Below are 17,708 nucleotides of genomic sequence, written 5' to 3' on the forward strand. Positions count from 1 at the left end.
TCAGCCTTTGCGCTCTAGTTTTCGAAGTCTTCGATGGGCGGGCAGGAGCAGATGAGGTTGCGGTCCCCGGCTGCTCCGTCGATCCGGCCCACCGGAGGGAAGTACTTGTCCATGCGCTGGCTGCGCATCGGGAAGGCCGCCTGTTCGCGCGGGTAGGCGCGGTCCCACTCGTTGCCGGCCAGGACGACGGCGGTGTGCGGCGCGTTGCGCAGCGGGCTGCCCTCCAGGGTGAAGTCCCCGGCGGCAACCTGGTCGATCTCGGCGCGGATGGCGATCATGGCGTCGATGAACCGGTCAATTTCGCCCAGGTCCTCAGACTCGGTGGGTTCCACCATCAGGGTGCCGGCCACCGGGAAGGACAGGGTGGGCGCATGGAAGCCGTAGTCCACCAGGCGCTTGGCCACGTCTTCGGCGGTCACGCCGGTCTTCGCGGTCAGGTCCCGCAGGTCCAGGATGCACTCGTGCGCCACGAGTCCGCCGCGGCCGGTGTACAGCACGGGGAAGTACTCGTTGAGCCGTGCGGCCACATAGTTGGCGGCCAGCAGGGCGCTCTTGGTGGCTTCGGTCAGCCCCTCGCCGCCCATGAGGTTCACGTAGGCCCAGGAGATGGGCAGCACGCCGGCGGAGCCGAAGCGCGACGCGGACACCGGAATGTCCTCGCCTTCGGTCCAGGTGGCGGCATCGCCGGGCAGGAACGGTGCCAGGTGGGACTTTACGGCCACCGGGCCCACGCCCGGACCGCCGCCGCCGTGCGGGATGCAGAACGTCTTGTGCAGGTTCAGGTGGGAAACGTCGCCGCCGAATTCGCCCGGGCGGGCCAGCCCCACCAGGGCGTTGAGGTTGGCGCCGTCAATGTAGACCTGGCCGCCCGCCTCGTGCACGGCGTCGCAGACGTCGCGGACGTCGTCGTCGAACACGCCGTGGGTGGAGGGGTAGGTGATCATGATGGCGGCCAGGTTGTCGCGGTGCGCATCGATCTTGGCGCGCAGGTCCGCGTGGTCAATGGCGCCGTCATCGGCGGTGGCGACCACCACGACCTTCATGCCCGCCAGGACGGCGGAGGCGGCATTGGTGCCGTGCGCGGACGCGGGGATGAGGCAGACGGTGCGCTGGTCCTCGCCGCGGGAGTGGTGGTAGCCGCGGATGGCCAGCAGCCCGGCCAGTTCACCCTGCGAGCCGGCGTTGGGCTGGATGGACACCTTCTCGTAGCCGGTGATGACCGCGAGCTTCTCTTCGAGGTCCGCGATCAGTTCACGCCACCCCTCAGTCTGGGAATCCGGAGCGAACGGGTGGATGGATGCGAACTCGGGCCAGGTCATCGCCTGCATTTCGGCAGTGGCGTTGAGCTTCATGGTGCAGGAGCCCAGCGGGATCATGGTGCGGTCCAGCGCCAGGTCGCGGTCCGAGAGGCGGCGCAGGTAGCGCAGCATCTGGGTTTCCGAGCGGTAGGAGGAGAACACCGGGTGGGTCATGAAGTCTGACGTGCGACGGATGTCGGCAGCCAGCTCAAAGCCTTCCGGCTCGCCGGAGAAGTTCGCATCGGCACCGAAGGCGGCGGCGACGTCGGCGAGGATGGCCGGCGTCGTCGTTTCGTCGCAGGAGATGCCCACGGTGTCCGCGTCGATGCTGCGCAGGTTGATGCCGCGGGCTTCGGCTGCGGCAACGATTTCGGCGGCGCGTCCCGGGACACGGGCGGTGACGGTGTCGAAGAAGCTCGTATGCAGCAGTTCGACGCCGGCGGCCTCCAGGGCGGCGGCCAGGGTGCGGGCGGAGTCATGGGCGCGGCGGGCAATCCGCCGCAGGCCCTCGGGGCCGTGGTAGACGGCGTACATGGAGGCAACGATGGCCAGCAGCGCCTGCGCGGTGCAGATGTTGGAGGTGGCCTTCTCGCGGCGGATGTGCTGCTCCCGGGTCTGCAGCGCCAGCCGGTAGGCGGGAGTTCCGGCGGAGTCCTTGGAGACGCCCACCAGGCGGCCGGGCAGCGAACGCTCCAGGCCCTTGCGGACGGCCATGTACGCGGCGTGCGGACCGCCGAAGAAGAGCGGAACGCCGAAGCGCTGCACGGAGCCAACTGCAATGTCGGCCCCCTGTTCGCCGGGAGGAGTGATGAGGGTCAGGGCCAGCAGGTCCGCGGCCACGGTGACGAGTGCGCCGCGTTCCTTCGCCTCGGCAATCAGCGCCGCCTGATTGCGGACCAGGCCGGAAACGCCGGGCTGCTGCAGGACCAGGCCGGTGATGTCGCCGTCGGGCAGTCCGTTGGCGAGGTCCGCTACGATCACGTCGAAGCCCAGGGCCTTGGCCCTGCCCTTCACCACGGCGATGGTCTGCGGCAGGGTTTCAGAGTCAAGCACAATGGCGCCGCTGGCTTTGGACTTGTTGGAGCGGCGCATCAGCAGCACGGCTTCGGCCACTGCGGTGGCTTCATCCAGCAGGGAGGCGTTGGCGATGGGCAGGGCGGTGAGGTCCTGGACCATGGTCTGGAAGTTCAGGAGAGCTTCGAGCCGGCCCTGGGAGATCTCGGGCTGGTAAGGGGTGTAGGCGGTGTACCAGGCGGGGTCCTCGACGACGTTGCGGAGGATCACCGGCGGGGTGTGCGTGCCGTAGTAGCCCTGGCCGATCATCTGCACGGCCGTCTTGTTCTTGCCGGCAATGGTCCGCAGCTGCGCGAGGGTTTCCTCTTCGGAGCGGGCGGGATCGAGCACCAGTGCGCTGCCCTGACGGATCGCGGCGGGAACGGCCATGTCCGCCAGCGCGTCGAGGGAATCGTAGCCAACGGCCTTGAGCATGGCTTCGGCGGAGCCCGCGCGGGCACCAATGTGGCGGTCAACAAACCCTTCCGCCAGCGGCGCTGCCTCGGCGGCGCCAAGGGAATGCGCGGCGGACGCGGAAGCGGCGGGGGTTGGGGCAGTGGATAGATCAGCAGTCATTAGGGGCTCCTGGAAAGGCAGACGGGGTACGCCAACAAACGTTGGGTCCTCCCCGCTCTGTATTGGACCTGAGAGATTCCGCGGGGGTGGGTCCCGCTTGCACCGTCGGTGAGTTCCACACCGGAGTGTGGAAGCTGCTTTCCAGAGTTGCCTCGCTGTGGCGGTACAGGTGCCTGAGAGATTCCCGGGGAGGGTTTGCTCCTACGGCGCCCGCCGGTGCAGTCGCCTACAAAAAGAGGGGGCTGCAGTAGCGGAACTCTCCCGCCACGGCTGATAAAGGCATATTCACTTGTGTGTTTCCACATGTGACCCTACTCTCATGCGGGTAGCTCAACAACTGAGTGACGCCTGCCGCGGGCTTATTGACGCCGGTGTGCTGCGTCACTACGCAGATCTTCGGCCGCCGGGCCCTCAAATTGACACGGCGCGTCCGCGACTTCCACACTGGACTGTCGGCGGTGGCGCCAACACCTCTCATATGGCCTCATCCGGGCCTTCCGCGCGCGTAGCGGCGTCACGCGCGCCGGCGGGTGCCCATATATATATGAGAAAGATCGCCATGTCTGACCGCCTGACCAGCCCTTCCCCCGCGGAGACCGCTCCCGGAGGGACAAGCTCCTCCGAACCGGAACTCTCCCGCTCCCTCTCCAGCCGTCACATCCAGCTCCTGGCCATCGGCGGCGCCATCGGAACCGGCCTGTTCATGGGCTCCGGCAAGACCATCTCGGTCGCCGGTCCGTCAGTGATTTTCGTCTACATGATCATCGGCTTCATGCTGTTCTTCGTCATGCGGGCCATGGGCGAGCTGCTGCTCTCCAACCTCAAGTACAAGTCCTTCACCGACTTCTCCGCCGATCTCCTGGGCCCCTGGGCCGGGTTCTTCACCGGCTGGACCTACTGGTTCTGCTGGGTGGTCACCGGAATTGCGGACGTGGTGGCCATTTCGCACTACGTCACCTTCTGGTGGGCGGATGCACCGCTCTGGATTCCGGCCCTCGCCTGCATCCTGGTGCTGCTGGCCCTGAACCTCCCCACGGTTAAGGCCTTCGGCGAAACAGAATTTTGGTTTGCCCTGGTCAAAATCCTTGCCATTGTCACCCTCATTGTGGTGGGCCTGGTCATGATCTTCACCCGCTTCACCTCCGGCGACGGAGACACGGCCGGGTTCAACAACCTTTGGGAGCACGGCGGATTGTTCCCCACGGGCCCCATGGGCTTTGTGGCCGGTTTCCAGATTGCCGTGTTCGCGTTCGTCGGCATTGAACTGGTGGGCACGGCAGCCGCGGAAACCAAGGATCCGGAAAAGAACCTTCCCCGCGCCATCAACTCCATTCCGCTGCGCATCATGCTCTTCTACGTAGGTGCCCTGGTCATCCTGATTTCGGTGGTCCCGTGGGATAAGTTCAGCGCGGATGACAGCCCCTTCGTGGGCATGTTCGCCCTGGCCGGTCTGGGCGCAGCGGCCGCCGTGGTGAACTTTGTGGTCCTGACTTCCGCCGCATCTTCAGCCAATTCCGGCATATATTCCACCTCACGCATGGTGTTCGGCCTGGCGCACGACGGCGACGCCCCTCGCCCGTTCGGCCGCCTGTCCCGGCGCAAGGTGCCGCAGAACGCCCTGTTCTTCTCCTGCACCTTCCTGTTGGCCGGCGTGGCGCTGTTGTACGCCGGTGAATCGGTCAGCGCAGCGTTCACGCTGGTCACCACCATCTCCGCGCTGTGCTTCATGTTTGTGTGGACGGTCATCCTGTTGAGCTACCTGGTATTCCGCAAGCGCCGTCCGGCGCTGCACGAGGCTTCGAAGTTCAAGATGCCCGGCGGCGTGGTGATGGTCTACGTGGTCCTGGCATTCTTCGTCTTCATCCTGTGGGCGCTGACCACTCAGGCGGACACCCTGCAGGCACTGCTGGTCACGCCCATCTGGTTTGCACTGCTGGGTATTGTCTATGCGTTCCTGCGCCGGACTCCGCTGCACCAGGCCCGGGTGGCAGAGTACAAGGCCATGGCCGCAGGCGAGCGCGCCGCGCTGACGCCGCAGGCAGAAGCGGTCAAGTAACCCCAGCCCGGCGGGACCGCGGCTTACCGGGGATAAACGCAGTAACGCCGCTGCGCAGTGATGCACAGCGGCGTTACGCGGCGGCACCCGCAGGTCCGCTTCTTATTGCATTATTCTTTGGCTTTCCTCCCCCGGGTTATGCCTGGGGGTAGGGGACGTACTGTTCCTGCCGGGCGGCACCGGCGTCGAACCGTGCGCCCTCAGGCTTGCTGGGCATCAGAGCGAAAACCAGGAAAGCGATTGAACCGACAAACGGAATGAGTCCGAGCAGGATGAACCAGGCGGTGAAGCCGCCGTCGTGCAGCCGGCGGACGAACAACGCCAGGCCGGGCACCAGAATGGCCAGCCCGTAGAGCATGAGCAAGGCATACGGAAGAACAAATCCGTTGCCGGTCAACTCATTGGTGTAAGGGTCAATGCTGTTGACCAGGGAGGTGAAAGCCCAAGCCGCCAGCAGACCCGTGACGACGAAGTTGAACAGCATCACCCACCAGTACTCGCTGCGGCTCGCCCGGCCCGAAAAGGTAGCGTACTTCTTGAAAAACCGCTTGAGTGCCTGGCCGAAGCTGGCCCCGTACAGCGGCTGTGCCAGATCCGCAGGGTTCCCGGGATAAGCACGGGCATTCGTGTAGGACATTCGTTTCCCCCATGTGTCAGTTGAACAGACTTGTGTGCACGGAACCGGCACCGCTGCAGCGCACCAAAACTGAGTGCATCCGCAGGGCCTCCCGAACCGGGCGACGGCCAGTCTAGTACACATCGTTCCCGTGAAGCTGACCGCATCACCGACGAATCCGCCTGCTATTTGCCCCGTGTAAAGGCGAGGTACCGCCGGGCGGACTCCTGCACAATCCGATCTGCCCCGTGCGGGATGATCCGGTCCCACCAGCCGCCGTACAACCGGTCGAATTGAAGCGGTTCCAGTCGGGCTGCGGCCTCCTGCACCAGTTCGGGACGCTCGGGAATCTGGTTGGGGTAGCTGTACAGGAAGGACACGTGCGTTCGGTCCGGAATGACGTTGATGATGTCACCGGTGAAAAGTGCTCCGCCGCCGTCCGGATTCTCCTCCCAGTGCAGAACCGTTCCGCCGGCAAAGTGGATGCCCGCGCGGTAAAGGGTCAGGCCCTCGGCCAGGGCGAAACTGTCCCCGCCCCAGAACTGCAGCGCGGGATCCGCCCGCCCGACCCATTCCCGGTCGGCCGCGTGCAGATACACCGGCGCCTCAAATTCATGCGCCCATTCCACCATGGTGGTGTAGAAGTGCGGATGGCTGACGGCGATGGCACAGATGCCGCCTTCGGCACGGATCAACGCGGCCAGCTCGTCGTCCAGATAGGCCTGGCAGTCCCACAGCACATTGCCGCCGGCTGCACGGATCAACAGCGGGCGCTGTCCGATGGCGAAGGACGGCTCGCAGCCGATTCCAAGGACGCCCGGCCCCTGGGAATGAATGGTTCCGCGATGGGAGGGGCCGCGCAATTTCTCCAGCGTGCTCCAGGCTTGGCCGGTCAGCGGCACGTATTGGCGTTCGTCGTCGCAGATGGGACAGCTCTCCCGCGCCGCTCCATACTGTGTTCCGCAGGTAACGCACAGCGGGAACTCTGCGGAGGGGCCGGGCTGGGAGCGGGCGCTGCGCTCCTGAGGCGTAGCCGGCATGGGGCTAATAAACCACGGTTCCGGTGGAGCTGGCAGCACCACCGGCAAAGGCCGCCTTATTACTGGCTTCGAGTTGGATCCCCAGGCTGTGCAGCGGATTCTCCAGGGCCGACGCCAGGTTGGGCACTACTGTTTCCTGGATCCGGCGCACCACCTCGCCGATGTCCGCCCGGGCGTTGACCGTCACTTTCAGGGTAAGGTCCGGGTCCTCGGCGGTGCCGCGCAGCATTGCCGCGGAATCCACCACACCGGGAATCTGGTCCGTGTCATTTTCGACCGCGGCAGCCAGGACCGACGGATTGCAGACAGTGGTCCCGCGGGATGGACTCTCCTGCAGACGGAACGGTCCGGCGGCCGCGCGCCGCGGAATCTGGGCCAGGATCCACCACAGGCCCAGCAGGCCTATCAGCAGGCCGCCGAGGATAGCCACAACGGGCGCATAGTCCGGATCAGTAACATTTTCCGGCGGACCGTACAGGACCGGGTCCTCCGCGCTGCCCACCACTGAGGAAGCAAGCAGGATGACATAAAGTCCCGCTGCAAGGCACAGCAGTCCAAGAATGATCAGCCACACACGATTGGCGGTGCCGGCATGCTGGCGCATGATGTTGCCCTTCTGTCAGTGGTGGTCCAACAATGCGGTTCCGCCGCCTGCAGCGGCGTAACCGATCAGCTGTTGGACCTGATGGTGACGCTGATCTTCGGAACAGGTTCCAGGCCCGCTGCCTGCAGCCGTGAGCGGACCCCGTCCGTGACCCAGTGCTGCAGGTCGGCCGTGTCGCGCAGTGCCGTGTTGACGGAAACGCGCACTTCCCGGTCCGAGGCCGTGGCGGATGCCGAAGACACACCGTCGATGTGTTCGCACGTGGCTGCCGCCAACCGCGCGGCGGCACGGCGGGACATCACGGCGCGGCTTTGGCCTGTTACCTCCGGAACTGCACCCAAATGCAGGGGCAGAGAATGGAAACGCCCGGGAATGAGGACCGACAGCAACAGGACCACGCCTATAACCGCGAGGATGATTCCGGCGATCCAGCTTCCGGTGCTGTTCCAGCTCAGCGAAGCAAGCCAATCAGACACCGCTGTGAAGAAAGGCGGCCACTCGCCCCGGGCCAGCCGCTCAATTCCCGCCCAGACCAGCGCCACTGACAAAGCCAGCAGGACCAATCCGCAGATTATTGCCGGGACCGCCCTGCTGGGCCGCGGTCGCAGGGACACCTCAGGAGCGTCGCTCACAGCAGCCTCCGGCGGCCGTTTGCGGATTCTTTGGGCCGCAGCCAAGACACGGTGACGTCCACTTGGCGCACCTCCACCCCGGTGAGTTCGGTGACCCGGGAGGATATCCGGTCCCTCAGCTGGTCAGTGGCCTGACGAAGCGGAACCGGATACGGGAGCCCCACATCCACTTTCAGTGAGGCAATATTGCCTGCCAGCTCCACATGGGCCCGGGGCCTGGCAGAGAGATCAGCCCGCGCTCCGATGCCCAGGAAACCGCCCGAGCTGCCTCCCGCGAAGGTCTCGTCCTTTGCGATTTGGCCGGCAATTTTCTCCAGCACCTTCCGAGCGATCACGGTGGAGCCGTGGTCTGATCCAGCGGGCGGCGGCTGTCGGACGAGACCCGGAGACAACCCGCTCTGGATTTCAACTGTGCTCATCTGCTGGACGCCCTGCCGAACATTGTCTGGAAGTCGAGCCTGCCTTCGGCTGCCATACCCACCAGCAGTCCGACCAGCCCGAACAGCACCGCCAGCAAGAGGGCGTACCAGCCTCCGAAAGCAAGTACGATTCCCAGGACCAGGCCTACGGACATGCACCATTTTGTTGCAGACATGCTGATCTCCTTCAGTAGTACGCCGGCCGGGACCCGCTGGCTCCGGCCGGGTGGTTGCTTGGCACCCGGCGGCTATTCCAGCCGGCCGGACGGCTTTTTCGCGGAATCCTGATCGTCGTCGGAATCGTCGTCCGGCAAATGCACGTCAGTGACGTTGACATTCACTTCCAGGACTTCCAGACCCGTGGCGTTTTCCACCGACCGGATCACGTTGCGGCGGATGCCCTGGCTGACCTCAACAATGGAGAAGCCGTACTCCACCACGATGCTGACGTCGATCGCCGCCTGCCTTTCCCCTTTCTCCACGCTGACGCCGTTGCTGACATTGGTCTGGGATCCGGGAATCCGCTCGGTCATTGAGCTGAAGGCTCGCCGCGCAGCGTTGCCCATCGCGAAAACACCCGGAACTTCACGCGTAGCCATGCCCGCGAGTTTCTGCACCACCGTCTCTTCAATGGTGGTGTCGCCATGAGGGGTGTGCAGCGGACCCGACTTGCCGGCCTGTTCAAGGTCACTGGGGCTGGTCGCCGTGCTTGCGCCACCGGTGCCGGCATTGGAACCGGAAGATCCTCCGCTGCCCTGTGAGGTGGATACCGGCCCTACGGACGGTGCTGACGGTTTTTGGGCATCTGCCATGTCATTCATCTCCTGCTTTGGACTGGATCCCCGGGGATCTCGTACGGAATTAAAGACGCGGTGGCAGGACAATCGTCACGCTGTTCCGCAAAGTTCTTTTTCTTTATCCCGCCGGAGCCGGACAGTATTCCGCGCCGTGAAACGGTCTGCCATATTGGGAAAAGGACCGGCATCCGCCGGACCGGACAGGGGCCTGAATGGCAGCGGCTCAACTGCCGGAAGAGTCCGGCACCTTTGTGCACTCCAGCCTCCCGGCAGGATCCGGCGGCCTTTCAGAATTGGCCCGCTTGGACGAGGCAACAGTAGTGGCCCGCGCCCAGGACGGTGACCTGACCGCTTTTGAGTATTTAGTGGAGACCTATCAGGGGCGCCTGTTCCGTCTGGCCATGCGAATGCTCAATGACCGCGGGGAAGCCGAAGACGTCGTCCAGGACACCCTGACCGCGGGATGGCGGGCGCTCCCCGGCCTCGACAGGTCAAGTGCCTTCGGCGGCTGGGTCTACCGGACGGCAACCAACCGTTGCTTTGACGTGCTCCGCCGCCGCAGCACGCATCCGGAGGACAGCGTGGACGGGGCGGCGTTGTGGCCCGCGATGGACCTCCAAGCCGGTGATCCGCACCGCAACGCCGAACTCGCTGCGCTCTACGAGTGCTTGTCCAAGGCTTTAGCGGACCTGCCGCCTGATCAGCGTGCCTGCTGGCTGCTGCGTGAATTCCATGACCAGAGCTATGCGGAAATTGCTGCGACCCTGGGGATCGGCCCCGGCACCGTACGCGGCCGCCTGGCCCGGGCGCGCGAAAACCTTGCGGAGGCAATGATCCAATGGCACTAGAGAACCGGCCGTCCACGCTGGCCTGCGGGCGCAGCGTCAACCGCGTCTGGCAGGACATCAGCCGCTCCCCGGACCCCCACACCCTTTCCTGCGCGGACTGCCGGACAACCCGAAACACCCTGGAAGCACTGTCCAGCGCCACATCGCTCCTGCGCGACCAGGACCTGCTGCACCCGGAACTGCGTCCGCCGCGCGGTTTGAAAGAAGCCGTCCTGGACGTGGCCTGCTCCCAGGTCCGGCGGGGCATCCGGCTTCCCTTGGCCGGCAGCCGCGAGGGAAGCATCGTGATCAGCGAAACCGTCCTGGCCGGCGTCGTGCGGGATGCAGCCCGGGACCTTGGCGGCGTCCGGGCACGCCGCTGCCGCATCGACCAGGCTCCCGGTGCCGGATTGGGCTTGCTGATCCATTTGCGCACTGCCGTGGCACCCGGCGTCGATATCCAGCGTGCGATGACATACCTGCGGCTGCGCATCCGGGATGCCGTGGAAGCTTCGGTGGGAATTGTGCCGCACACCGTGAACCTGACCGTGGAGGATTTGTACGATGAGTGACCGTCCGCTGCGGGGCAAAGTGATCGGAAGTTCAGTAGTTGCGGGGGTTGCCGCACGCGCCGCGAGGGAGACTCCCGGAATCCTGCGGCTCGGAACAGGTCTCGGCCAACTCCTCGTACGGTGGGGCGCCGCCGCCAGGAACAACCTGCGCCGGGTTCCTGATTCCGGAACCCGGACAACCCGCGACGGCGTTGTTGCCTCCGTTGCCGACGGCCGGGCGACCATCGATGTGGAGGTGGCCACTGATGCCCGGTTCAACGCCCTGGAAGTGGCCGCCGACCTGCAACAGCGGGTCCGCCGGGCCCTGCGCGGTACCGGTGTTGCCGCAGGCCCTGTCAATGTCACCATTTTCGCGATTGAAGTACCCCCCTCCGCTCCCCCGCGTCCAGGACGGTGACGCGGATTGGGACCCTGGCAAAGCAACTTCACCCAGTGGGCTCCTGCCTGGGCCGCCGTCCGCGGCCTCCACAGCACGCTCGACGGCGATGCGGTGCTGATGGCTCCTGCGGGCGGCGGAGCCACGCCGCAGTACGTGGTCACCTGGCCGGGGCGGGACACTCCGCGTGCAGCGGCAGAGGTGGCAGGCCTCCGCGGAGCACGCCTGACTCTGGTTACGGACGATGCGGAGACCGCGGGTGAATTCGCGGCGGGACAGGGGCTGACCTCCCTGTCCCGGCTTGCCCTCCTCACGGCAGATCCGGCTGACCTGCCGCAGGTGCCCCAGCTGCCTGAGGGTGCGGAACTGGCCCTGACCGGCTTTCAGGATTACGCGGCGGCGGAGATCAGCGCCTACACGGAAGTGGTGGCGAGCGGGCGGATTGCCCGCGGAGACGGCTTCGCGGTGTTTGGCGGGATTGATATCCGTCGCCCGGACCCGGACCACACCATGGAGACGGCAGTGCTGGCTGCGCTGGCCGAGGAGGCGGCATACCGGGACAGCCCGTTGATCCTCATGCCCGCGCTGCCCAAGTCTGCCCTTTGGTACGCCCGGCAGGGGTGGGGGCCGACGGCGGATGTCCTCACCTTTATGCGCGCGCGTGACGCCTGAGGTTTCTGGGGTGCCGGAACCGGCGCAGGTGTAAACTCCCACACGGCGCCGCCCGCCATCCGCTAAGAGGCATAAGACTCAGGGAGAACACCATGGCCATTGATGTGAGCGACCTGTCCCCGGTGGAGGGGGCAGACAAAATCCTGACGCCCGACGCGCTGGAGTTCATTGAAGAACTGCACCGGCGGTTCCGGTCCACCAGGGACGAACTGCTGGCCGCACGCGCGGACCGGCGCACTGCCATTGCCGCAGGCAAGAGCCTTGACTTCCTTCCGGAGACAGCGCATATCCGCGAGGGGAACTGGAAGGTCGCGCCGGCCCCGGCTGCCCTGACGGACCGGCGGGTGGAAATGACCGGTCCCGCTTCTCCGGCCAAAATGGCCATCAACGCCCTGAACTCCGGCGCGAAGGTCTGGCTGGCGGACCTGGAGGACGCCCACACCCCCACCTGGCACAACGTGGTGGACGCCCAGGTGAACCTGTACGGCGCCGCTCGCGGGGACCTTTCCTTCACCAGCGGGGAGGGCAAGGAATATGCCCTTCGCAAGGACGCCCCGCTGGCCGTCATGGTGGTCCGCCCCCGGGGCTGGCACCTGCCGGAGAAGCATGTGACCATGGACGGCGAACCCGGCGTGGGCGCACTGGTGGACTTTGGACTGCACTTCTACGCCAATGCCCGCACCCTGCTGGAAAACGGCTCCGGCCCGTATTACTACCTGCCGAAGATGGAGAGCCACCGCGAGGCCCGGCTCTGGAACGACGTTTTCAACTTCGCCGAGGAGTACACGGGCGTTCCGCAGGGCAGCATCCGCGCAACGGTGCTCATCGAAACCATTCCGGCCGCGTTTGAAATGGACGAGATCCTCTACGAGCTGCGGGACCATGCCTCCGGGCTGAACGCCGGGCGCTGGGATTACCTGTTCAGCATGATTAAGGTCTTCCGCGACGCGGGCAAGACCTTCCTGCTGCCGGACCGTGCGGACGTAGCCATGACGGCGCCGTTCATGCGGGCCTACACCGAGCTGCTGGTGAAGACCTGCCACCGCCGCGGGGCCTTTGCCATGGGCGGCATGGCCGCCTTCATTCCGAACCGGCGGGAACCGGAGATCACGGCCAAGGCGTTCGAAAAAGTCACCGCAGACAAGACCCGCGAAGCCACTGACGGCTTTGACGGTTCCTGGGTGGCCCATCCGGACATGGTTCAGACGTGCCGCGAGGTTTTCGATTCCGTGCTGGGCGAGAAACCGAACCAGGTGGACCGGCTGCGGGACGATGTTTCAGTTTCTGCCGCAGATCTGCTCGACGTCAGTACCGCCGGCGGTTCCATCACCGAGGCCGGTCTGCGCTCCAATCTCTATGTGGCGGTGGCCTATACCGCCGTCTGGCTGTCCGGCAACGGCGCGGTGGCCATCCATAACCTGATGGAGGACGCGGCCACGGCGGAGATCTCCCGCTCGCAGGTGTGGCAGCAGGTCCGCAACGCCGTGGTCCTGGAGGACACCGGCGCCACCGTTACGAAGGATCTGGTGGAGCGGCTGCTGGCGGAGGAGACGGAACGGCTGCGCAGCGAGGTGCCGGAGGATATGTTCACCCGCTACTACGCTCCGGCCAGCCAGCTGATCGCGGATATCAGCCTGGCTGAAGACTACGTGGACTTCCTGACCCTGCCGGCTTACGAGCTGATCGACTGAGTACCCGCCCGCAGCTCCGGCACCGGTTTCGAAGCTGCGGGCAGGTAACCGCTGCCCCAGCGGGTCACTGCGGCATACGCGCGGCGCCGCACCGGGCCCGGTGACAGAAAAACGTCGTGGAGGGCGTCGGGAATCCGGTTGACGCTCACGCTGGAACCCAGCGACAGTGCCCGGTGGGCCACCACGTTCACGTCCAGGGCGACGTCGGAGGTCCCGGCGTCGACTGACCAGCGGGGCTGCAGGTAGCTTTTGTCTGAGAGCAGCACCAGGACGGGGATCTCCAGGTGAAGTCCCGCCGCGACGACCGCCTGCGCCCGGAACACGGCATTGAGGAAGGCCAAGGTGACCGGAAAGCCCCTCAGCGGCCGCCACGCCAGGTTATAGGTCCACTCACCGCCAAAGGCGGAGAAGGTGGCCCGCGAGTAGTTGCCCGAGTCCACCGGAGGAAGCAGTGCCAGCGGCCGGCGCTGCGCTTCCAGCCCCACCAGCGGAGAGATCAGCCGCCGGGCCAGTTCCGAGGCCTGGAATTCAAGCCACGGACTGTTGAGCACCAGGGCGGACACAGCAAGCGGATGCCTGGCTGCCCAAAGGCTCAGCGTGAGCCCGCCCGTGGAATGCCCCACCAGGATCAGGGGCCGCCCGGAGGCGGGGAACCCGGACGCGGGATCAGGGCGCCCCATGGCCGCGAGCGCGGCCGCAATATCGGCGTCGTAATCCCCGAGATCGGTGACGAACCCCGGGCTTTGCCCCGGGCGGAGGCTGCGCCCGTAATTGTGCAGGTCCAGGGCGTAGAACCGGGCTCCTGCTGCGGCCCAGTACTGCGCAAGTTCGGTTTGGAAGAAGTAATCCGACCACCCGTGGACGTAGAGGACATCGGCATCCCCGGCGCACTCTTCGTCAGGGGAATACCGGACCAGCGTGGCCGGAGCCCCGCCGGGAAGCTCGAGGGTCAGCCGCTCATAGCCATCCCCCAGGATGTCGGGACGCCAGGACGGGGAGCCGCCGGAGCTGGGTGCCAATTCTTGCAAGGAGTTCCCTTCACGCCGTCACTCACAGATCCGTTGGTGTCCGGACGGCTACTGTCCATCGTCCGTGCCGCCTCGCCGCCGGTCAACGCGGCCGGCGCCAGGTGGCATCCGCAGCGGGCGCATACACCGGATGCTTGCGATCTTTGGCAAGATGGCAGCATGACCCAGAGCCCCCACCACACCCCCGCGCTCCCCGCTTCGGAAGTGCGGGCACTGTCCCGGGCACTTTCCGCCGGGGACGTGACCGTATTTGTTGACGGCACGGCGCTTCGCCTGCCCGCTGCCGCCCGGGATGCGGTCCTGGACCTCCTCGTCCGGCTTGGACGCGGCGAAGACGTTGTGATCACTTCCGGCACTGCGCCCGGTGGCGAAGCGGCGGCCGCCGAGCGCGCTCCGGCAGATGCATCTGCCGCCCGGAACCCGGCGCCCGCCGCCGGGTCCAATGTTCCCCTGCTAACGACGTCGCAGGCGGCCGCCGCAGCAGGAATATCCCACACGTACCTGCGCAACCTCACGGACGCTGGCGTCATCCCGGTGGAATACCGCGGCACGCACCGCCGCATCCGCCTGTCCGACGTCGAAGCCTGGCTCCGTGACCAGCAGGCGGCAAGGACGGCCCGGGCAGCCGGCAGCGAAACACCCGGCGGGCAGTGACCGACTCCCTCCCCTATGCTGGTGGGGAAACCCGGCGGTCCGCCGCCTCACCTGCAATGCAATGGAGCAAGCTGTGATTATCGGTATCCCCAAGGAAATCAAGAACAACGAGTTCCGGGTGGCCATCACGGCCTCCGGCGTGCATGAATTCATCACCCGCGGACACACCGTCCTCGTGGAGAGCGGCGCCGGAACCGGCTCCAGCATCAGTGATGAGGAGTACGCCGGCGCAGGTGCCCAGATCCTTGATTCCGCCGACGACGTGTGGGGCCGGGCCGGCCTCATCCTGAAGGTCAAGGAACCCGTGGAGTCGGAGTACCGCTTCTTCCGTCCCGACCTGGTGCTGTTCACCTACCTGCACCTGGCCGCAGCGCCTGAGCTGACCAAGGCACTGCTGGCATCCGGCATGACCGCCATCGCATATGAAACCGTGCAGGAAGGGCGTGTGCTGCCGCTGCTGGCACCCATGTCCGAGGTGGCCGGGCGGCTCTCAGTCCAGGTGGGTGCGCAGTGCCTGACCTCACCGGCCGGCGGTCCGGGACTGTTGCTGGGCGGCGTTCCGGGCGTCCGGCCGGCAAAGGTAGTGGTTCTCGGCGCCGGAGTGGCCGGCACCAATGCTGTGGCCGGCGCGGTGGGAGCCCACGCCGACGTCTCCGTCCTGGACATCAACATCGACCGGCTGCGCCAGCTCGACGCCCAGTACGCCGGCCGGATCCGCACCGTCGCGTCCAACGCGTTTGAAATTGAACGTGCCCTGTCGGACGCCGACCTGGTGATTGGTTCGGTACTCGTCCCCGGTGCCCGGGCGCCGAAGCTGGTCAGCAATGAGATGGTCTCGCGGATGAAGAGCGGCAGCGTCCTGGTGGACATCGCAGTGGATCAGGGCGGGTGCTTCGAGGACAGCCGTCCCACCACCCATCAGGATCCGACGTTCCGTGTCCACGGGTCCCTGTTCTACTGCGTAGCCAACATGCCCGGAGCCGTCCCGAACACCTCCACCTACGCGCTGACCAACGTGACGCTTCCCTACGCCGTTGCGCTGGCCGACCGCGGTGTGCGCGGAGCCTTTGGCGCCTCTCCCGCGCTGGCCCGCGGACTGAATATTGCCGGCGGAAAGGTTGCTCACGCCTCGGTGTCCACGGCCCTGGGGCTGGAGCTTGCAGAGGACTGGACCGAGCTCCTGCCTGCCTGAGCTGAAAAAGCACGGCCTGTGCTGACACGTTCTGCTCTCTCGCCCTGCTGAACCGCGGCGGCCGCCGTTCAGCAGGGCGTTCCTACCCCGCCGTGAAGTGCGTAGTGGCCGGTTCGCCGTTCAGCCTTGCCACCATCTCCGCTGCGAGGACCCGTACCTTCAGGTTCCGGCTGTTGGACGCCCGCCGCAGAGTGTCAAAGGCCTCCTGCTGCGTGCAGCGGTTTTGTCCCATGATGATTCCCACGGCCAGGTCAATGTCGGTGCGGGAGGCCAGGACCGACTGAAGGTCGTCCACCGTGGCTGCGTGCCGGGCAACGCGGACCGCGAGGAGCAGCGCCTGGGAGGCCTCGGCGCCGTACGTCCGGGCTACGCGCCGGAAATCCTCATCAAAGACGTCCGGGTCTTTGGCATAGAGGTTCATTGCGGCTTTCGCGTGGCCCTCCAGTTTCAGCGGCACTGAATACATGGACCGGATGCCGTAATCCCTGATGTGTGCCATGTATTCAGGCCAGCGCGGGTCCGCTGCCGCGTTGCCGACGTGAACCTCATCCTGGATCCGGATGGCATGCAGGCAGGGGCCGTCGCCGAAGGCGTATTGGATTTCATCCATCTGCAGTGCTTCGTCGTCGCTGCTGGCCACGGTGAACTGGTGATCGCGGGAGCGCTGAAGAGTGATGCCGCAGTAGGTTCTCCCCCTGACCGACAGCGAAGACGCCGTAAGCCGGGCCAGCTCCTTCAGGAATTCCTGTACGTCCTCGTGGTGAACCAGCAGGTCCTGCAGCTGGGCCCACGGGGCTGTTTCACGCTTGGGGTCGTCCATGTTTCCTCTTGCTCGGGATTCCACGGAGATAGACACCGCTTCGTAGCCTCGGCAGCGCCGGTCCGGAATTGTCTGCCGTGCCGTTCGATATTACGATAATTTACCTACGGTCAAGACGCGGCCATGACATTCTGCAACCCCCAGCAGAGGATACTCATGGATCCCGCAGTGCAATTTCCCGTCTGCCACCAGTGCGGCGTGGACGACTTCCTCATTTTCGAGTCCTTCACCCCGGCCACCGGCAACCTCCCCGGTGTGGCCAATTACACCTGTTCCGCGTGCGAAACCTTTGCCGGTCACCCGGTTCCCGCCAGCTGGACCCCGCCGGGATGGCGCAGTTGAGTCCTGAATCTCACACAGCGGGCTACGTAGCGCGGCTGCTCTCCGCAGCGGCCTTCATCACCGAACGGGCAACTGAAGAGTCGCTGACGGAGCTTCGCCTCACCCAGGAGCGGGCTGCCGTCCTGGGCCTGTTGGTCGGCTCCCCCTCGGACCAGCCGGCTCTCGCGGAGGCCTCAGGTTTGGGGGAACATTGCGTGCGGGATTGCCTGTCGTCCCTGCAGCGCTGCGGGTATGCCGACGCCGGTGCAGACGGCCGGTGGAGCGTCACCGAAGCCGGTAAGGAGATTCATGCCACGGCCGCTGCCGCTGAAGCGCGGCTGCTCACCCGCAGCAGCGACGACGTTGAGGGGCTGCGCCAGGAGCTGCATGCCCTGATCCGCGCGCTGAAGCCGCCGGCGTCGGATCCGGCGCCGCAATAAGCAAACAGCTCAATTAGGCAAACA

General features: G+C 65.8%; 20 protein-coding genes and 1 riboswitch. Of the genes, 10 read left to right on the plus strand and 10 right to left on the minus strand.

Annotated elements, in window-relative coordinates; genetic code table 11:
- Positions 1-14: 14 nt before the first annotated feature.
- Positions 15-2,927: an aminomethyl-transferring glycine dehydrogenase gene (gcvP, locus tag AC4D2Q_RS04490; RefSeq protein ID WP_490945311.1), complete on the minus strand. Its 2,913-nt coding sequence runs from the start codon at positions 2,925-2,927 to the stop codon at positions 15-17.
- Positions 2,928-3,078: 151 nt separating this feature from the next.
- Positions 3,079-3,201, minus strand: a riboswitch (glycine riboswitch).
- Positions 3,202-3,486: 285 nt separating this feature from the next.
- Here gcvP and cycA point away from each other — a divergent pair.
- Positions 3,487-4,983, plus strand: coding sequence for a D-serine/D-alanine/glycine transporter (gene cycA / locus AC4D2Q_RS04495; RefSeq protein WP_490945313.1), 1,497 nt, complete (start codon positions 3,487-3,489; stop codon positions 4,981-4,983).
- Between the two features lie 136 nt (positions 4,984-5,119).
- Here the strand turns inward: cycA and AC4D2Q_RS04500 are convergent, their stop codons facing one another.
- From AC4D2Q_RS04500 to AC4D2Q_RS04530, 7 genes are all read right to left on the minus strand, one after another.
- Positions 5,120-5,620, minus strand: a complete 501-nt coding sequence (locus AC4D2Q_RS04500; RefSeq protein ID WP_490945315.1) for a DUF805 domain-containing protein — start codon at positions 5,618-5,620, stop codon at positions 5,120-5,122.
- Between the two features lie 164 nt (positions 5,621-5,784).
- Positions 5,785-6,639, minus strand: coding sequence for an MBL fold metallo-hydrolase (locus tag AC4D2Q_RS04505; RefSeq protein WP_490945317.1), 855 nt, complete (start codon positions 6,637-6,639; stop codon positions 5,785-5,787).
- Positions 6,640-6,643: 4 nt separating this feature from the next.
- Complete coding sequence (locus AC4D2Q_RS04510) at positions 6,644-7,243, minus strand: hypothetical protein (protein WP_490945319.1); 600 nt, start codon at positions 7,241-7,243, stop codon at positions 6,644-6,646.
- Positions 7,244-7,308: 65 nt separating this feature from the next.
- Positions 7,309-7,875 (minus strand): DUF6286 domain-containing protein, encoded by a 567-nt coding sequence (locus AC4D2Q_RS04515; protein WP_490945321.1) that lies wholly within the window; start codon positions 7,873-7,875, stop codon positions 7,309-7,311.
- On the minus strand, positions 7,872-8,294 hold the full coding sequence (locus AC4D2Q_RS04520; RefSeq protein ID WP_490945324.1) for an Asp23/Gls24 family envelope stress response protein: 423 nt from the start codon (positions 8,292-8,294) through the stop codon (positions 7,872-7,874). The genes AC4D2Q_RS04515 and AC4D2Q_RS04520 overlap by 4 nt, the downstream gene beginning before the upstream one ends.
- The gene (locus AC4D2Q_RS04525; protein ID WP_400930503.1) at positions 8,291-8,470 is read right to left on the minus strand and encodes a hypothetical protein; all 180 of its coding nucleotides are present in this window, start codon (positions 8,468-8,470) and stop codon (positions 8,291-8,293) included. Before AC4D2Q_RS04525 ends, AC4D2Q_RS04520 begins: the two co-directional genes overlap by 4 nt.
- A gap of 72 nt (positions 8,471-8,542) precedes the next feature.
- Positions 8,543-9,106, minus strand: coding sequence for an Asp23/Gls24 family envelope stress response protein (locus tag AC4D2Q_RS04530; RefSeq protein WP_490945326.1), 564 nt, complete (start codon positions 9,104-9,106; stop codon positions 8,543-8,545).
- A 197-nt stretch (positions 9,107-9,303) separates the two neighbouring features.
- On the opposite strand from AC4D2Q_RS04530, the gene AC4D2Q_RS04535 reads away from it, so the two are divergent.
- From AC4D2Q_RS04535 to aceB, 5 genes are all read left to right on the plus strand, one after another.
- The gene (locus AC4D2Q_RS04535; protein ID WP_490945328.1) at positions 9,304-9,939 is read left to right on the plus strand and encodes an RNA polymerase sigma factor; all 636 of its coding nucleotides are present in this window, start codon (positions 9,304-9,306) and stop codon (positions 9,937-9,939) included.
- Positions 9,930-10,490 (plus strand): Asp23/Gls24 family envelope stress response protein, encoded by a 561-nt coding sequence (locus tag AC4D2Q_RS04540; RefSeq protein WP_490945330.1) that lies wholly within the window; start codon positions 9,930-9,932, stop codon positions 10,488-10,490. The genes AC4D2Q_RS04535 and AC4D2Q_RS04540 overlap by 10 nt, the downstream gene beginning before the upstream one ends.
- The gene (locus tag AC4D2Q_RS04545; protein ID WP_490945333.1) at positions 10,483-10,887 is read left to right on the plus strand and encodes an Asp23/Gls24 family envelope stress response protein; all 405 of its coding nucleotides are present in this window, start codon (positions 10,483-10,485) and stop codon (positions 10,885-10,887) included. Before AC4D2Q_RS04540 ends, AC4D2Q_RS04545 begins: the two co-directional genes overlap by 8 nt.
- A 6-nt stretch (positions 10,888-10,893) precedes the next feature.
- Complete coding sequence (locus AC4D2Q_RS04550) at positions 10,894-11,538, plus strand: hypothetical protein (RefSeq protein ID WP_490945716.1); 645 nt, start codon at positions 10,894-10,896, stop codon at positions 11,536-11,538.
- Positions 11,539-11,630: 92 nt separating this feature from the next.
- Positions 11,631-13,229, plus strand: coding sequence for a malate synthase A (gene aceB, locus AC4D2Q_RS04555; RefSeq protein WP_490945335.1), 1,599 nt, complete (start codon positions 11,631-11,633; stop codon positions 13,227-13,229).
- Here aceB and AC4D2Q_RS04560 read toward each other — a convergent pair.
- Complete coding sequence (locus tag AC4D2Q_RS04560; RefSeq protein WP_490945338.1) at positions 13,211-14,257, minus strand: alpha/beta hydrolase; 1,047 nt, start codon at positions 14,255-14,257, stop codon at positions 13,211-13,213. The two genes, aceB and AC4D2Q_RS04560, sit on opposite strands and share 19 nt — an antisense overlap.
- Positions 14,258-14,416: 159 nt before the next feature.
- On the opposite strand from AC4D2Q_RS04560, the gene AC4D2Q_RS04565 reads away from it, so the two are divergent.
- On the plus strand, positions 14,417-14,911 hold the full coding sequence (locus tag AC4D2Q_RS04565; RefSeq protein WP_490945341.1) for a helix-turn-helix domain-containing protein: 495 nt from the start codon (positions 14,417-14,419) through the stop codon (positions 14,909-14,911).
- A 73-nt stretch (positions 14,912-14,984) separates the two neighbouring features.
- Entirely contained in the window at positions 14,985-16,103 is a 1,119-nt protein-coding gene (ald, locus tag AC4D2Q_RS04570) for an alanine dehydrogenase (protein WP_490945343.1), read from the plus strand.
- Between the two features lie 82 nt (positions 16,104-16,185).
- On the opposite strand, the gene AC4D2Q_RS04575 is transcribed toward ald, so the two are convergent.
- Positions 16,186-16,923, minus strand: a complete 738-nt coding sequence (locus tag AC4D2Q_RS04575) for a GAF and ANTAR domain-containing protein (RefSeq protein ID WP_490945345.1) — start codon at positions 16,921-16,923, stop codon at positions 16,186-16,188.
- Positions 16,924-17,079: 156 nt separating this feature from the next.
- Here AC4D2Q_RS04575 and AC4D2Q_RS04580 point away from each other — a divergent pair, with 156 nt between their 5' ends.
- Both AC4D2Q_RS04580 and AC4D2Q_RS04585 read left to right on the plus strand, forming a co-directional pair.
- Positions 17,080-17,265 (plus strand): hypothetical protein, encoded by a 186-nt coding sequence (locus AC4D2Q_RS04580; RefSeq protein WP_490945347.1) that lies wholly within the window; start codon positions 17,080-17,082, stop codon positions 17,263-17,265.
- Entirely contained in the window at positions 17,262-17,684 is a 423-nt protein-coding gene (locus AC4D2Q_RS04585) for a hypothetical protein (RefSeq protein WP_490945349.1), read from the plus strand. Before AC4D2Q_RS04580 ends, AC4D2Q_RS04585 begins: the two co-directional genes overlap by 4 nt.
- Positions 17,685-17,708: the final 24 nt, after the last annotated feature.

The sequence above is a fragment of the Arthrobacter sp. TJ-178 genome (assembly GCF_058269275.1).

Bases quoted from the DNA above. Each gene is read 5' to 3' on its own strand.
- gcvP (WP_490945311.1), bottom strand. From the start codon at position 2,927: ATGACTGCTGATCTATCCACTGCCCCAACCCCCGCCGCTTCCGCGTCC.
- cycA (WP_490945313.1), top strand. From the start codon at position 3,487: ATGTCTGACCGCCTGACCAGCCCTTCCCCCGCGGAGACCGCTCCCGGA.
- AC4D2Q_RS04500 (WP_490945315.1), bottom strand. From the start codon at position 5,620: ATGTCCTACACGAATGCCCGTGCTTATCCCGGGAACCCTGCGGATCTG.
- AC4D2Q_RS04505 (WP_490945317.1), bottom strand. From the start codon at position 6,639: ATGCCGGCTACGCCTCAGGAGCGCAGCGCCCGCTCCCAGCCCGGCCCC.
- AC4D2Q_RS04510 (WP_490945319.1), bottom strand. From the start codon at position 7,243: ATGCGCCAGCATGCCGGCACCGCCAATCGTGTGTGGCTGATCATTCTT.
- AC4D2Q_RS04520 (WP_490945324.1), bottom strand. From the start codon at position 8,294: ATGAGCACAGTTGAAATCCAGAGCGGGTTGTCTCCGGGTCTCGTCCGA.
- AC4D2Q_RS04525 (WP_400930503.1), bottom strand. From the start codon at position 8,470: ATGTCTGCAACAAAATGGTGCATGTCCGTAGGCCTGGTCCTGGGAATC.
- AC4D2Q_RS04530 (WP_490945326.1), bottom strand. From the start codon at position 9,106: ATGGCAGATGCCCAAAAACCGTCAGCACCGTCCGTAGGGCCGGTATCC.
- AC4D2Q_RS04535 (WP_490945328.1), top strand. From the start codon at position 9,304: ATGGCAGCGGCTCAACTGCCGGAAGAGTCCGGCACCTTTGTGCACTCC.
- AC4D2Q_RS04540 (WP_490945330.1), top strand. From the start codon at position 9,930: ATGGCACTAGAGAACCGGCCGTCCACGCTGGCCTGCGGGCGCAGCGTC.
- AC4D2Q_RS04545 (WP_490945333.1), top strand. From the start codon at position 10,483: ATGAGTGACCGTCCGCTGCGGGGCAAAGTGATCGGAAGTTCAGTAGTT.
- aceB (WP_490945335.1), top strand. From the start codon at position 11,631: ATGGCCATTGATGTGAGCGACCTGTCCCCGGTGGAGGGGGCAGACAAA.
- AC4D2Q_RS04565 (WP_490945341.1), top strand. From the start codon at position 14,417: ATGACCCAGAGCCCCCACCACACCCCCGCGCTCCCCGCTTCGGAAGTG.
- AC4D2Q_RS04575 (WP_490945345.1), bottom strand. From the start codon at position 16,923: ATGGACGACCCCAAGCGTGAAACAGCCCCGTGGGCCCAGCTGCAGGAC.
- AC4D2Q_RS04580 (WP_490945347.1), top strand. From the start codon at position 17,080: ATGGATCCCGCAGTGCAATTTCCCGTCTGCCACCAGTGCGGCGTGGAC.